General features: G+C 42.5%; 10 protein-coding genes. 1 reads left to right on the top strand and 9 read right to left on the bottom strand.

Features of this window, described 5'->3' with window-relative positions:
- Nucleotides 1-168 precede the first annotated feature (168 nt).
- From CVV21_07735 to CVV21_07720, 4 genes are all read right to left on the bottom strand, one after another.
- Complete coding sequence (locus CVV21_07735) at nt 169-1,329, bottom strand: hypothetical protein (GenBank protein PKL91467.1); 1,161 nt, start codon at nt 1,327-1,329, stop codon at nt 169-171.
- A gap of 10 nt (nt 1,330-1,339) precedes the next feature.
- On the bottom strand, nt 1,340-2,383 hold the full coding sequence (locus CVV21_07730) for a hypothetical protein (GenBank protein PKL91466.1): 1,044 nt from the start codon (nt 2,381-2,383) through the stop codon (nt 1,340-1,342).
- 16 nt (nt 2,384-2,399) lie between these two features.
- On the bottom strand, nt 2,400-3,875 hold the full coding sequence (locus CVV21_07725) for a hypothetical protein (protein ID PKL91465.1): 1,476 nt from the start codon (nt 3,873-3,875) through the stop codon (nt 2,400-2,402).
- A gap of 197 nt (nt 3,876-4,072) precedes the next feature.
- A complete protein-coding gene (locus CVV21_07720; protein PKL91464.1) occupies nt 4,073-4,858 on the bottom strand; it encodes an isomerase in 786 nt (261 codons plus the stop codon).
- Nucleotides 4,859-5,293: 435 nt separating this feature from the next.
- Here CVV21_07720 and CVV21_07715 point away from each other — a divergent pair, with 435 nt between their 5' ends.
- Nucleotides 5,294-7,525 (top strand): hypothetical protein, encoded by a 2,232-nt coding sequence (locus tag CVV21_07715; protein ID PKL91463.1) that lies wholly within the window; start codon nt 5,294-5,296, stop codon nt 7,523-7,525.
- A gap of 3 nt (nt 7,526-7,528) precedes the next feature.
- Here the strand turns inward: CVV21_07715 and CVV21_07710 are convergent, their stop codons facing one another.
- The 5 genes from CVV21_07710 to CVV21_07690 all read right to left on the bottom strand — a co-directional run bounded on the left by CVV21_07710 (nt 7,529) and on the right by CVV21_07690 (nt 15,096).
- The gene (locus CVV21_07710; GenBank protein PKL91462.1) at nt 7,529-8,848 is read right to left on the bottom strand and encodes a hypothetical protein; all 1,320 of its coding nucleotides are present in this window, start codon (nt 8,846-8,848) and stop codon (nt 7,529-7,531) included.
- Between the two features lie 84 nt (nt 8,849-8,932).
- Nucleotides 8,933-10,948 (bottom strand): hypothetical protein, encoded by a 2,016-nt coding sequence (locus tag CVV21_07705; GenBank protein ID PKL91461.1) that lies wholly within the window; start codon nt 10,946-10,948, stop codon nt 8,933-8,935.
- 12 nt (nt 10,949-10,960) lie between these two features.
- Nucleotides 10,961-12,706 carry a DNA repair protein RecN gene (gene recN, locus CVV21_07700; GenBank protein PKL91460.1) on the bottom strand — a complete coding sequence of 582 codons (1,746 nt, stop codon included), beginning with the start codon at nt 12,704-12,706 and terminating at the stop codon, nt 10,961-10,963.
- A 15-nt stretch (nt 12,707-12,721) separates the two neighbouring features.
- A complete protein-coding gene (gene dxs, locus CVV21_07695; GenBank protein PKL91459.1) occupies nt 12,722-14,614 on the bottom strand; it encodes a 1-deoxy-D-xylulose-5-phosphate synthase in 1,893 nt (630 codons plus the stop codon).
- 2 nt (nt 14,615-14,616) lie between these two features.
- Nucleotides 14,617-15,096 carry a hypothetical protein gene (locus CVV21_07690; GenBank protein ID PKL91458.1) on the bottom strand — a complete coding sequence of 160 codons (480 nt, stop codon included), beginning with the start codon at nt 15,094-15,096 and terminating at the stop codon, nt 14,617-14,619.
- Nucleotides 15,097-15,107 lie beyond the last annotated feature (11 nt).

Below are 15,107 nucleotides of genomic sequence, written 5' to 3'. Positions count from 1 at the left end.
TTAGAGGGTTGGATGCTTAGAGGCTTGGAAAGAGAGGTTAAACCCAATTATCATACTTTGTTTTTATTGCTACTTTAAACAAGTTTTGTCTGGTACGTTGGAATACAAGTCGTAATGAATCCAAGAATTTTTACCGTTTTTTTAACGTCTGATTTTATCTTTATAAAATTATGGGACGTTTTGAGCAACCCTGAAACCAAAGTCACTACTTTCGCCATATTGCGCCCACATTTCTCTGCGTGATATTGTTATGTATTGTGCGATATTAAAAAAAGATCCGCCTTTTGCTACACGTTGATATCCGGTTGTATAGCCTTTATAATCAAACTGAGGAGTTGTTGGATAGTCACCGCTTCTGTCCCATGTCCATTCCTTTGCATTTCCTGACATATCATAAATACCAAGTGCATTCGGCTGTTTCAGACCTACGGGATAAGCATATCCGAACTGAACACCATACCACGCAACCAAAGATGTAGCAGAAGAATTGACATAATCATCTGACGCGCCGCTGGCATAATTACCTGGTGTCCATGACGTACCATCTACATAACTTGCAGCGTACATCCATTCCCCTTCGGTAGGCAGACGGTACCCATTTGCCTGCCAATTCACATATGGGTAAACATCATATGTGCCATTCTTTGTAACATTAGTAAAAGTCGGGTCGTTGTAATAAACAGGTGTTAAACCTTCGTATTCGCTATACGCATTGCACCATACCACTGCATCGTTCCAATTAACAATAATTACAGGTTTTGTGTCAGAGGGTGTAGTAAAACAGTACCCGCCGTTTTCCGTCAGGTATCCCCGATTTGATGCCCAACTGTGAATTTCCCGGAATATTTTATAAGTCATCTCGTATTTTGCTATTTTGAAAGCTGATAATGAATGATTAAAACTATTCCCGGAACTGTCACAACACTGAGTAAAAGTACCTGAAGGCACGTTTATCATAGTGGTAAGTTCTGTCCGCGTAGGAACAAACACAGTAGCAGTCATTGTTGCAATGACAGCTGCTGTTTGAGCCGCTTCCAGAGCAACCTGTGTTCGTGTTTCTTTTACTATCTGAGTTGCGGTTCCGGCAATACAAGTCTGAGTCATCTTCACATCCTGTGTTGCCTTAGCAATAGCTGTTTGCTGTGCTTTCAGCGCATCTGCAACCTCGACAGTCATGGTTAGTCCGAATATTTGTGTAGGATTCATAGTAGGGGTATTTGTAGGGCCTGTATCGGGATTAGAAGGTATGTTTTTATTGCTGCATGATATCTGAACTACAAGAAAAGTAATAAGAAAAATATAAAATAGACAGTAACTTAATCTTTTCATTATCCCTCCCTTATTCCGAAGACCATACTTTGGAAGTTGCCCCAACACCGATTTCGTACCCGCCTATCATCCAAAGTTTGGAATTAAAATATATTATATTACCTCTTGTCATTTCTTGAAACTCGGCATTTTTTGTTGCCGCCTTCCAGTCCACGGCATTATCTGAATACCATACGCTCTTATCTGCGTTTGGCGAAATACACCATATACGTTCATCAATAACAGCCACTGATTTTATTGTACTTCCTGAAAACGGCAAAGTGTCAGTTATCATAACCCAGTCATAACCGTCAACTGTATAACATACGTCGGATAAATTTTTCGCATAATGAATACCTCCGATAATCCACAACTTCCCATTCATAACAAAAGAATCCGCATAAGCTCTTTGCTCAAAGAATAGCCCCCCATCCAAAGTGGTTTTATTCCAAATAATCCAATCATAAGAATTCCACACGTCATTGTACTGCCTTCCCCATGAACCATATCCGGAAAAAGCCCATATCTTGTCCTGATACACTTCATAACAGGAATACACTCTTCCCGGGTATCCGGTATCATCAGTAACCATTGTCCAGTCTACTCCATTTGACGATTTCCATATTTCAAGAGGATAGCCAAAGTTGTAGCTTCTTATCAGCCACATTTCATTGTTATATAACAGAAGCTCCCCGTCAAAAATCCAGTTAAAAGACGGAGACGATGTAGCCAATACCCAATCAATACCATTAATGGAATACCAAACACCGGAATTACTCTCCAACGGAATATACCACATCTTATTGTCATAAACCACTGCCGCACCTGATGATGAAGCGGGAAAACCCGGGTCTGCATTTTCAAGTTTCCATTTTGTAAAACGAGGAGTTTCTGACGGTGTCGGAGTTATTGTTCTGGTATGTGTGGGAGTGTTTGTATATATACCCGTAGCAGTAGGCTGTTTATCTGAAGGGCCCGAAGGATATATGACTTTGCCTTCGCGGCTGCAGGATAGAGTAAAAAGCATAATAACAAAAAATACTGCGGCTGTAATAAAGTGTTTTCTGTGTTTCACAATACTCTCCCGATATTTATCTAAGCAAAACAAATTTGCCCGTAATTTTGTTATTGTTGTTATTATCAAAAATAGCATAAATATAGACTCCCGGAGAAAGAACGGCTTTATCAATATCACGGGAAAAACGCAGTCCCAATACGCCGTCATGTTTAATGAACTCCTGATTATAAACTCGCTCGCCATTAATATTGTATATGATGATATTCCCTTCGTGTGGCAGCCTATAAAATGTAATTTCATCTACGCCCCGCTTTATATCTATTATGGATGGATAACAATATATGTCATTCGTAAAGTCATCGTTTATATTTTGTGCAACAAAAACAGGCGTAATGGTGATAGTCGGCGTTATTGTGGAAGTTGGTGTTATTGTTTGTGTTGCGGTATAAGTGCCGGTGATTGTTGCGGTTTTTGTAATAGACCATGTAGGTGTTATCGTTTCCGTGTAAACGGTGTATACAAGTTTATCAATCCACGCGCAGTCAGACCCGCCAGCAACACTGCTGTTTTTTACATAGTTCCATCCAAACATAAAATACGCTTCTGTGAATTTGTATTCAACTTTTGTCCAGGGAACTGAACCGCTTATCCTTGCAACTTCAGTATTGCCGGCATTGCATACAACATAATCATTTACCGGTTCTGAAGATACCGACCAGTAAAAACTTATTTCGCCGGGTTTGAATACCTCAAAATATAAATATTGGCTGCAATTATTACCTGCAGGCGTGCTTTTTAAAGCATCGCCATCATGATAGAAATAAGCGGTCTGTCCAATCCATCCCGGCAACGTACATCCTCCATGGCTGTAAGAACCAAGTTCGTAATAATCAAGGGCTTCCTGTATATTAACGGTTACGGGTGTGTTAATCGGAGTTACATACGATGTCATAGTAATAGTAGGCGTCGGAAAATATGTCCATGTGCCGGTTATTGTTTTTGTGACGCTAAAAGTAGGCGTTATAGTAATTGTAGGGGTTACTGTCGGAGTGATTGTCGCTGTAAGAAACACAAAAGAAAAGACATCAACCCAGCCGCAGTCTTGTCCCGATGTAATGTTGCCATCTTTAATATATTTCCAGGAAAGAACATGGTCTCCGGCGGGGATATCACTTCCCGAATTTATCCAAAATAATTCATTCCCTGAAATACTGTCAACCAGCACGTCATCAACATAATAGTTCAAGTGATCATATCCGTATTCACTTGATACCTTCCAGTAAAAGTTAGCTGTTCCCGGGCCGGATACAACAATTTCCATATCAGATGTCATGTTATGGCTGATTGCTCCGCTGCGCGCCGCATCAGCGCCCACGAAATAATCTGCATCCTGCCAAAACCAGTCGGCGTCCCCATTAACGACAAACACACCGGCATCATATTCAACTGCCTCTCCAAGAGTGGCTGCATAGGTAAACGATGTTAAAACTAAAATCGTTACCAATGATCCTAACAGCTTTCTGCGGAACGTTTTTGGTAAAATATTCACGTTTTAAATCCCATCCTCCATGATATCTTATCCTTAATCCTATGCGGGAGTTTTTGTCTTTTCAATAATAAGATAAAACATCCGATTGAAACTATATTATGTTTGATAAATATAATTTTACCGCTATTTATCTAATTCATCAATACATATTCGGCATCCTATTGTTTAGAGTAATTGAAGTGTGAATTCCGAATTGATTAAATTACAATTTCCCCTTCCATGAACTTTACGGCGTTTCCGGATATGTTAACCCTGCCGCCTTCAATTTCACACCACAGGGCCCCGCCCCGTTTTGAAAGCTGCCGCGCGGTAAGGGATGTTTTATTAAGCCTTTTTGCCCAGTATACCGCAAGCGTTGTGTGCGCGGAGCCTGTGACCGGGTCTTCGTTTATGCCGCACGCAGGGGCAAAGAAACGCGATACAAAATCGCATTTCCCCCCGGGCGCCGTAATAATAATGCCGCGGGTTTTTATGGCTGCCATTTTTATAAAGTCCGGTTTCATTTCCCTGATTTCCTTTTCTGTTTTAAACACAAGCATGTAATCTGAAACCCCTTTTATTGCTTCAACCGGCTTTGCTGAAAAACAGGAATTAAGCTCTTTTATCGGCTTTATTTCGCTTATGATATCAGCCGGAAAATTCATGACAAGTTTGCTGCCGTCCTTTTTAACCGTAAGTTCCCCGCTTCTGGAATCAAAAGTAATTAATTTACTTTTATTTCCCAGAATAAAAAACTCCGCATACGCAGACGCAAGTGTCGCGTGTCCGCACAGGTCAACTTCGGTCAGCGGCGTAAACCACCGCAAATGGAATTTGTCACCTTTTTTTATATAGAAAGCGGTCTCTGAAAGGTTATTCTCCGCGGCTATATTCTGCATAACGGAAGTTTTAAGCCATTCGCCCTTAAGCGGAACAACCGCCGCCGGATTGCCTTTAAATACAGTGTCCGTGAATGAATCTATCTGATAAAGTTTTAGTTTCATATTTGCTCCTGTTTTATTTTGATTATATGACTTGTTTATTTGGAGTGTCAATTCATTTTATTGTGTTTCAAAACAAAATGACTCCCCGCAAAAACAAATCAACAGTCCACGGCTGCTTCCGATAGTAAACTCGCTTCATTGCCGGGATTCTCGCTGCGCAGGTTCTCTTTAACTGATAATACCCAAAGGCGAGGCGCAACATGTTGCGCCTCTACATTAAATAATAAACCGCCGGCTGCCGTCTCCGCCATAGCAACATTATTGCTGCGATGGCCGGGAAAGACCCGCGTCTACCAAGACGATACAAGAACACGGACAGCGCGGGAGCGCTGTCCCTACGAAGACAAACCAGAACGCGGACAAAACTATGCTAAGAACTTATTTGAATTGACTAATATTTAAACAGTATTTATACTGTTATGAATTTTAAAGGATATGAAAACGGAGGAAAAAATGGCTAAAGACAAACACATTAAAGATAATAATGCGCCGGTTAAACCGGATGTTTATGGAAGTATTATATTCTGGCTTTTGATGGCGGCGGTTTTTCTTGTACCGCTTTTCTTTAATATAAAGTCATATGACCAGTTTGAAATGCCAAAGCTTACCCTGCTTAGGATATTTACGTCCTTAATGCTTGGCACCTGGCTGGTTAAAATATTCAGCGAAGGCCGTATCGAATACAAGCCAATGCCTTTGGACATCCCGATGCTTTTATGGGCTTTGATGAACATAATAACCACCTTTACCAGCTTTTCCCCGAATTTAAGTTTCCGCGGCGAATATGAAAATTTTGCGGGTTCCCTTTCCAACCTTAACTATGTGGCGCTTTATTTTATCGCGACGCAGTTTATTAAAACAAAAAAACAGGTAAATTACGCGGCTTTAACCATCGCGCTATCAGGGCTGTTTATCACCGTTTATTCCCTGATGCAGTTTGCGGGGTTTGATTTCATAAAGTGGAGTGATGCTTCCGTGATTAAAGGCCGGTATTTTGCCAGTATGGGAAACCCGAATTTTCTGGGAGCTTTTATCATTATGGTAATTCCTCTTTCTGTCGCGTTTTTCATTCAGGCGGCAAAGGCGGGTAAAAAAGGTTATATGGCCCTTCTTGGGCTGCTGTTTGTAGGCGAATATATCGCGTTATTCGGCACCCAGAGCCGCGGGCCGTTTCTGGGATTTGTATTTTCAATGGCGGTTTTTTTAATATATGGAATTAAAGTATTCCTGAAAAACAGCAGTCAGAACAGCGGCGGGCTTTTAAAAGCGATAGTTTCACATAAAATATGGATTGCAGCGGTATCGGCGGTGCTTGTAATAGCCGTGATATTAAGTTTAACAGCAGGCAAAGACGCCACAAACAGAATTGTATCTTCAATCGCGGATATTCCCGGCAGTTTACAGCAATCCCGCCTTCATATCTGGATTCCCGCGGTAAAAATGATTAAGGATAAGCCGATATTTGGTTTTGGGGTTGATACTTTTAAAGCTGTTTTTCCCGCTTATGAAGGGTCTGACTTCGCGCAGATTGACGGCGCAAACGTATCATCAAGGACCGCGCATAACGAACCTTTAAATATCGCCGCCACAATGGGGCTTATAAGCCTTGGTATTTACTTGATGATGATATGGCTCTATCTGCTTTCCTGGTACAGGTCTTTTAAAAGAATTGAAGAGTATAATTACAGAATACTTTCACTTGGTTTTTTTGCGGCGTCTGTCGGATACCTTGTTCAGAATATGTTCAGCTTTGGCGTAGCCGCCATCAATACCACTTTCTACCTGATAATGGCAATACACGCTTTGGATTACGCGTCGGTAAAAAGGCTGCCGGCTTCCGTAATAAAACTTTATGACCGGGAAAAAGCGGGGCTGTTTGCTCCGGCGCTTATGTGCGGCGCCGCGGTGCTGTCAGTATTTTTATGTTTTAAGGCATATAACGTTTACAGCGCGGATGTTAATTACAATATGGGCAAACTTTACGGTTCCCTTCACAACAGGTGGGATCTTGCGGTTAAACAGCACGAACTGTCCGTTGAAAAATGCCCGGGCGAGGTTAAATACCACGTTTATCTTGGGCTGGCTTACGAGCGCTTAGCCATGATGTATCAGGATAAAGAGTCCAAAGTAAAACTGCTGTTAATGGCGGAAAAGGCGTACAAGAAAGGGTCTGAATTAAATTCCATGAACGCGTATTACTGGGGAAATTCAGGAAGGGTCCATACCCTTCTTGGCGAAATACAGGACCCGAAATATTTTACGCTTGCGGAAGAAGATTATATTCAGGCGGTGAAACGCGCCCCTGTCACCGCCCTGTTTTATAACAACCTGCTTGACCTTTACCTTAAAACAGGCCGGGGCGACAAAATAATGCCTATGCTTGAAAAAATAGAGATGTACGACAAACAGCTTGCCGCAACGGCTAATTTTACACTGGGAAATATATTATTCGGAAACCGTGATTATACCAACGCCCTTTATCATTACAAGCGGTCATTTGAATTCAAGCCGGATTTTTATGAATGCCTTTATAACATAGGGGTAACGGCGGCGACTCTGGGGCAAAAACAGGAAGCCATAGCGGCGCTTAACGAACTGCTTTTAAAGAAGCCCGATTTTAAGCAGCGGGAAGACGCGGAAAAAATACTTAAAGACCTTAAAAGATAAGTTTTAAATCTGTTTTCCGTATTTTATTTTTTTATCCGGGCTTTTTATTTTGCCAAGGTACTTTTTAGCTTTGGTTGTATTTCCTATTTTCAGGTAAACCTCGCCCAGCCCTACTGAAGCTTCTTTGTGCCCGGGTTGATTTTTAAGCGCGCTTAAAAAGTGTTTTTCGGCATATTTAAATTCGTCCTGCATAAAAGCAGTCCAGGCAAGGCCCACATAAGAATCGGGATCTTTGGGATCAAGTTCCGCGGCCTTCTTAAAACTTTTTTCCGCCTCTATGAATTTTTTGTTTTTATATTGTACCCAGCCAAGCCCCACATAAACATCATCATATTCAGGGTGAATTTCAAGCGCTTTTAAAAATGATTTCTCGGCGTCTTTTAACCTGTCAAGCTCCGAACAGGCCCACCCAAGCCCTATGTGTGTGTCCGCGTACTGCGGGTTTAATTCCGCCGCTTTTCTAAAGTAACCTTCCGCGTCAAGCAGGTTAGCCCTGCTTACAGCCCGTTTCTGATAATCTGACCAGCCAAGCCCTATAAAAGCATCAGGATCTTTGGGGTTTATTTCCGCGGCTTTTAAAAATTCTTTTTTTGCGTCGCTATAGCGTTCAAGTTTATAATAAACCCAGCCCAGACCTATGTAATTGTCCGGCTGATTGGGGCTTATTTCCGCGGATTTAAGGAAATGTTTCTCTGCGGATTTAAAATCATTCATAAAATAACATATCCACGCCTTGCCGGAGCGCGCGTCAGAATAATTCGGGTTGATAAGTATCGCGGATTTGTGTTCAGAGGCGGCTTTTTTCAGGTTTCCCATAGTGACATAAACTCCGCCAAGCCCCACGTGCGCTTCCGCGCATTTTTTTATGGCTGAAATTGCTTTTTTATACTCTTTTTCTGACTCTTTAAGTTTGTCCGCGGAAAAATACAGCCTGCCAAGCATCAAAGATACATATGGGTAATCGGCGGAAGCTGTTTTTATTGTGGCTTCTGCCTCTTCTATATCTCCCCTGTTATACTGAATATCGGCGATGCAGAAGAGAAAAAGGTTTTTATCTTTTGTTAAGTGAAGCCCGTCTTTAAAGCATTCTTCGGCTTTTGAAAAATCACCGGATGAAGCAAGCAGCTTGCCTTTTAATAAATAAGCATCGCCGTCTTCTGTTTCGGTTTCAAGCGCTTTTTTTGCGGCTTCCATCGCGGCCGCGCATTTTTTATCATCATCAGAAAAACTTATAAAACAGGACGGCGCCGCACATGATGTTTTTTTTCTGATTTCACTGTCAAGTTTAAGGAATTCTTTTACCGTCACGGTTGTTTCCTCCATGATTAAATTATTTAAAACATATTAACAAAGTGAAGGGTAATTGTAAATTGTAAACCGCAGGTTATTATTCAGGCTGTACAAGGCTTATTGCCGGGCATCTATCATCCCGCCGGATTTTAATACTGATATTTTTGAAGCAATCTCCGCTCTGCGTTGAGCGCTGCTTTGATACCTGTATTCGTATTCCAGCCATTTAATCATTTGCGGTACTGCCGGCGGCACAGCTTTACTGTAGATAAAGACCATAAGCCGCAGTGCCTGAAAGTCATAAGGGTCCATAAGTACCGCTTTTTCCAGATAACTTAACGCTGCGGGAAGATCCCTGGCGTCATAAAAATAAACAGAAGCGATAAGTTTTATGATAACGGCCGCGTCGGGGGCGGTTTTTTCCGCTTCGGTTAAGTACATACGGGCTTTTTCGCCGTCATTATCCCGCATGGCATATTGGGCAAGCCGGCAGAAATACCTTGCTATGGTTTCCCTGTAAAAATAATCAAGTTTATGTCCGGCAAAGTAATCCCTTAAAGTTATAAGTTTCATAACGGTACTGTCTCCGGGGATGCTTTTGCCCGTTAAAGTAATATTACCCACGATGCCGTATTTGGCGGTGTATAAATCGTGTTCCGGATACGCCATAAGGTCAAAATTAAAAACTTTTCCGGGATTATCAAGCACAATTTTTGTTTCTATATCTTTCTGCATTTGCGCCGTAAATGTCCGCCTTGGGATATGGCTGTAAATGGAATGGTCAAGCACGTTGCCGTTGGTGTCGTATGCTTTAATGTCCCTGTATTTGTTTTTTACATAGTGCAGGTACTGGATATTAAAAGAAGGCTGATCAGTTTTTGAAAATATAATATCACCGGGTTTTAACGTTTTCATTATGTTTTCCGCGTGGTCATAAGCAAAGAATTTTCGTGAATGATTGTTTGCGGGGAAATTTATAAGCAGCTGTATTACAGGGATAATAAGCACAAGCGACAGCGAAAAAACGGGGTTAATGCCCTGTTTTTCTTTTAAGAGATTTACGGCGTAATAAAGCCCCGCGCCGCCAAAGATAATAAGTATTATGTCGTTTAACAGATAGAAGGGCCTGTTGACATAAATGAATACGGGCGAAAAAGTATTGTCGGTAAAATAAATCAGGGCGCAGTAGTTTACAAAGATAAAACCGGCGGATAAGAAAAACAGTTTTTTATTGCTTTTAAAAACCGCAATAAATCCCATTATGAAGAGGACTATAAAGGCGTTGTACTGGGTGAAAAGCTGCTGTATGTATAGGGTCGTTTTTAATACGGCGGAATTTAATGATAAAGGGACAGATACGGCGTTTAAGTATGCCGTTCTTTGTATGTGGTTTATAATATCCGTAAACGTGTTTATTTCAAACCACACAACGGATGAATGTGGAGAATGCCTGATAAACAGATACACATACGGGGCGGCGGCCGCGGTTAACAAAAGCGCAAAAGCCCCAACAAGGCTGATTGGTTTAAGTTTTCCCCTGCCGGCAAAAAGCGCAGCGGTTAATACGGCAATTACAAGGACAAGCGTGGTCTGGTGAAAAACAGGCAATATACCGCAGGTAAAAGCAAGCAAATAAAACCATTTTATTTTATTTGTTGATAAGTATCTGATAAGCGAGTATATCGCAAGCACATAACCGAAATGCGCCATTGTGTAAATTCCGCCCTTGATATTAAGGCTTAGTTCCCAAAAAATGGCGGATAAAACATAAATAAGCGCTGTAATTACCGCCGTGAAATTTGAAATAATGCCGGTTTCTTTTAAGGCCTGTTTTCCCCGGAACAGCCCCGCGTATGATATAAATTCTTTGACGGAAAGATAAAGCAGTATAAAAACAATCACAGCAAAAAAGCCTGACATCAGGTTCATTCTAAACGCGATATCGCCCGCCGGAAGATACGAGAACAGTTTTTCCGTAAGTGTAAATAAAGGATAACCCGGCGGATGCCCTATTCCAAGGTTATAAGCCGCTGCTGCCAGTTCCCCGCTGTCACCAAAATATATCGTAGGCGGCGCGGTCAGTATAAAAAGAAATAATAGAATAAGGGAGATAACAGAGAGAATTACAGACATGGCATGCCTGAGCTATACGGCTTCATTTATTAAATCGCGCGCGGCGTTAAGGGAAGCGCCTGTCACTGTTTCGCCGCTTAAAAGTTTCGCCACTTCTGTCACTTTTTCTTCGGGCGAAAGCCGGTTAATAGCCGTGTGTGTTTTTCCTGACTGTGTACCTTTTGTCACGGAATAATGGACGTCTGAAAAAGCCGCTATCTGCGGCAGGTGTGTAATGCAGATAAGCTGTTTGTTTTTTGAAATTTCCTTTAACTTCTTCCCTGTAGCCTGCGCCACTTTGCCGCTTATGCCTGTGTCTATTTCGTCAAAGACCAGGACAGGAATTGTATCGGCGCCGGACAGTATATTTTTAATTGAAAGCATTATCCTGGAAACTTCGCCGCCGGACGCCACTTTCACAAGCGGTTTTACCTCTTCGCCGGCGTTTAAAGATATCATGAATTCCACCTGGTTAATTCCGTCAGCTGACAGCCTGACTTTTTTGCCGCCCAGGTCAACAGAAATACGGCTGTTTTCGGCTTCGGGTTCGGTTACCCTTACTTCAAAAGACGCTTTAGAAATTCCAAGCCCTTTTAATTCTTCCTCTATTTTTTTGCCAAGTTCCACGGATTTTTTATGGCGCAGTTCTGACAGCGCTATGCATTTCGCGGACAGGTCTTTTAAAACATTTTTTCTTTCCGCTTCACGTAATGATATTGTATCTGAATTTAGTTCTATCTTTTTCTTTTCTTCTTCCAGCTGCTTTGCGTAGGACATCAGCGAAGACACGCTGTCTTTTTTATATTTTTTCATCAGGGTCTCAATAAGTTCAATGCGTTCCTCTGTTTCCGCAAGCGCGTCCCTGTCAAATTCTATGGTGTCCACGTATTCAAGGAAAAAACTTTTTGCTTCTTCAGCTTTAATAAGGGCATCGTCCACCATTGCCATTATTTCCCGCGCGGCTTTTTTATCAATTTCGCCCACCTCTTCAATGTGGGTTTTTGCTTTATCCAGAAGTTCTATTGCGCCGTCTCCTTCTAAATCCGCTGACGCAGGCGACAAAGCTTTAATTATGGAATTTACGGATGTTTTTAATGATTCGGAATGCGCCATTTTTTCGCGCCGAGCGTTTAAATTTTCCAGTTCTTCATCGGATACCAGCGCCGCGTTTGTAAGTTCTGTAATCCTGTAATTTAAAATATCCAGTTTTTCCTGTTTTTCCGATTCAAGCGTGTTTAATTTTTTTATTTCACTCTCAATTTCAATAAGCCGCGCGTATAATTCCGACACTTTCATTACCTGCGGGGCGGATGCCGCATAGGCGTCAAGTAATCCTATATGAACCTCGCTTTTTAAAAGCGACTGATGTTCGTGCTGTCCGTGAATGTCTATAAGCATAACGCCGATATCCTGCAGCAGCGACAGCGAAGCCGCGTTGTTATTTATGAATATCCTGCCTTTGGAACTGCGGTTTAACTCCCTTTTAATCACAAGGGTATCCTGCGAGGCCTCTATTCCCGCGTTATCAAGCTTTGCGTTAAGCAGGTTTTTTAAAACGGTATTTTTTGACAGGTCAAATACGGCTTCAATTACAGCTTTGTCTTCGCCTGTGCGGATGTTTTCCACGTATCCGCGTTCCCCTAACGCTATGTCAAGCGCGCCGATTATAATGGATTTTCCCGCGCCGGTTTCGCCGGTTAAAATATTCAGGCCGGGGTGAAATTCCACCCGAACCTCTTTTAACAGCGCGTAATTCTGTATTTTAATTTCCGAAAGCATAAGTTTAACCCCGTTTTATCTGCTTTTAAAAAGCATCTTATTGATTTCTTTTAAAATGCCCGCACTGTCAAGGCCGCAGTCGTGTTTAATGGCGCTCATTTTTCCCTGGCCCGCAAAAGAATCCTTTATGGCAATTATATGCGATTCAAATTTATTCAGCCCCGCCTGATGAAGCCCTGATATTAACGCCTGGCCAAAACCGCCTTCTATACCGCCTTCTTCCACAGTTATAAGTCTTTTTGTTTTTGAAACAGACGCAAGAACTGTTGAGATGTCAATCGGTTTGGCAAAACGCGCGTCAATTATCTCTATTGAAACCCTTCTGTTTTTTTCTGCCTGCGCCGCGGCTTTAATTACTTCCGGAAGCGGATGCCCAAGGCATACAACGGTAAGCGAAACGCCCTTTTTAATGGTTCTTGACCTGCCTATTTTAACGGGTTTATTGCCGTTGCCGTCAAATGTCCAGGAATCGCCGCGCGGGAACCTTATGCTTACGGGGCCTTCGTTATAGGCGGCGGCAGTTTCAAGCATTTTTTCAAGTTCCGCGGCATCTGAAGGCGCCATTACCACCATACCGGGCACCGAACGCATAAATGCTATGTCAAACGCGCCGTGATGTGTGGGGCCGTCTTCGCCGACAATGCCGGCGCGGTCAAGCGCGAATATCACGGGAAGTTTCTGCATTGCCGTGTCGTGAATTATCTGGTCGTAAGCCCGCTGCATAAAGGTGGAATAAACGGCAACAACCGGTTTAAAACCCTCTGCCGCAAGCCCTGCCGCAAAAGTTACGGCGTGTTCTTCGGCTATGCCCACGTCAAAAAAACGCGAAGGAAATTTCTCTTTAAATTTTATTAAGTTGGTGCCTTCTATCATTGCCGCCACGATGGCTATTATTTTTTTGTTTTTAGAAGCAAGCCTGACAAGTTTTTCAGAGAATACTTTGGAATAAGCCGTGCCGCATATTTTGGGCTTTAAAGGTTCGCCTGTTTCCCTGTCAAAACCGCCGATTCCGTGAAACAGCGTGGGATTTTTTTCTGCCGGTTCATACCCTTTGCCTTTTTTAGTGATAACGTGAAGCAGTTTTGGCCCCTTTATCATTTTCATATTGTTAATGGCGAAACAAAGAAGTTCTATATCATGCCCGTCTATGGGGCCATAACACATAAAACCAAGGTCTTCAAAGATAATACCGCGCGAAAAAATGGATTTAACCCCTTCTTCAAGGTGCTTGATTACATGGGAAGCAGGGACGCCTATTTTGGGTATTTTTTCTATTACGTTTTTCGCGGACGCGCGCAGGTCGTTGTAGAATTTTCCGGAAATAATCCTGTTTAAATGTGTGGACAGTGCGCCCACCGTGGGAGAAATTGACATTTCATTGTCTATAACCACTATAAGCATGTCTGTTTTTTCAGAGCCTATGTGGTTCATTGCTTCAAGCGCCATTCCGTTTGCAAGCGAAGCGTCGCCTATTACGGCGGTTACAAAGTTGTTTTTATTGTTTACGTCGCGGGCTGTGGCAAAACCCATAGCCGCGGAGATGGATGTGGATGTGTGCCCCGCGCCAAAAGCGTCGTATCTGCTTTCATCCCGTTTTAAAAAACCGGAAATTCCGCCGTACTGCCTTAAAGTTTTAAAGGCGTGCTTTCTGCCTGTAAGTATTTTATAACCGTATGACTGATGGCCCACGTCCCAGATTATTTTATCGTTGGGGGTGTCAAAACATTTTAAAAGCGCTATGGTAACATCCACCGCGCCAAGCGACGAAGCAAGATGCCCGCCGGTCCGCGAAACAACATCGGTCATATAGGAACGCACTTCGGCGGCAAGCGTGTTTAATTCCGCCGCGTCAAGTTTTTTTATGTCTGACGGTAAATTTACCCTGTTTAAAACGGTGTATTTTTTCATGATTACCAGTTATAAATAATGATGGAAAGGAAAAGCCCTATAAGAATTCCGGCAATAGCTTCAAGGGGCGTATGGCCAAGCAGTTCTTTTAACCGGTTCGGCGAAAACTTCTGGTGCCCGAATTCATCCATCATTTTGTTAAGCACTTCCGCCTGCTTGCCCGCAGCCCTTCTTACGCCCATTGCGTCGCTTATAACCACGATACAGTAGCACAGCGCCACCATAAAGACCGCCGAATCATAACCCGAATCCATTCCAACCGCGTTTGTAACCGCGATAACGGTGGCTGTGTGCGATGAAGGCATTCCGCCGGTCCCCACCAGCAGGTGAAAATTTATTTTGTGGTGCAGTATCAGGTTAAGCGCGAACTTAATAAACTGCGCAGCAAACCACGAAATAAAAGTGGTATAAAATATTTTGTGGGTAATTATAACAATTAATACATCCCAAAAGTCCTTTAATCCGTCAACAAATGAACTCATTTATAATCTCC

The sequence above is a fragment of the Candidatus Goldiibacteriota bacterium HGW-Goldbacteria-1 genome, assembly GCA_002839855.1.
GTDB lineage: Bacteria > Oederibacteriota > PGYV01 > PGYV01 > PGYV01 > PGYV01.
This window is presented reverse-complemented; position numbering and strand designations above follow the sequence as displayed.

Excerpts from the sequence above, each read along its gene's own strand:
- CVV21_07735 (PKL91467.1), bottom strand. The coding sequence starts at position 1,329 with ATGAAAAGATTAAGTTACTGTCTATTTTATATTTTTCTTATTACTTTT.
- CVV21_07720 (PKL91464.1), bottom strand. The coding sequence starts at position 4,858 with ATGAAACTAAAACTTTATCAGATAGATTCATTCACGGACACTGTATTT.
- CVV21_07715 (PKL91463.1), top strand. The coding sequence starts at position 5,294 with ATGAAAACGGAGGAAAAAATGGCTAAAGACAAACACATTAAAGATAAT.
- CVV21_07710 (PKL91462.1), bottom strand. The coding sequence starts at position 8,848 with ATGGAGGAAACAACCGTGACGGTAAAAGAATTCCTTAAACTTGACAGT.
- CVV21_07705 (PKL91461.1), bottom strand. The coding sequence starts at position 10,948 with ATGTCTGTAATTCTCTCTGTTATCTCCCTTATTCTATTATTTCTTTTT.
- recN (PKL91460.1), bottom strand. The coding sequence starts at position 12,706 with ATGCTTTCGGAAATTAAAATACAGAATTACGCGCTGTTAAAAGAGGTT.
- dxs (PKL91459.1), bottom strand. The coding sequence starts at position 14,614 with ATGAAAAAATACACCGTTTTAAACAGGGTAAATTTACCGTCAGACATA.
- CVV21_07690 (PKL91458.1), bottom strand. The coding sequence starts at position 15,096 with ATGAGTTCATTTGTTGACGGATTAAAGGACTTTTGGGATGTATTAATT.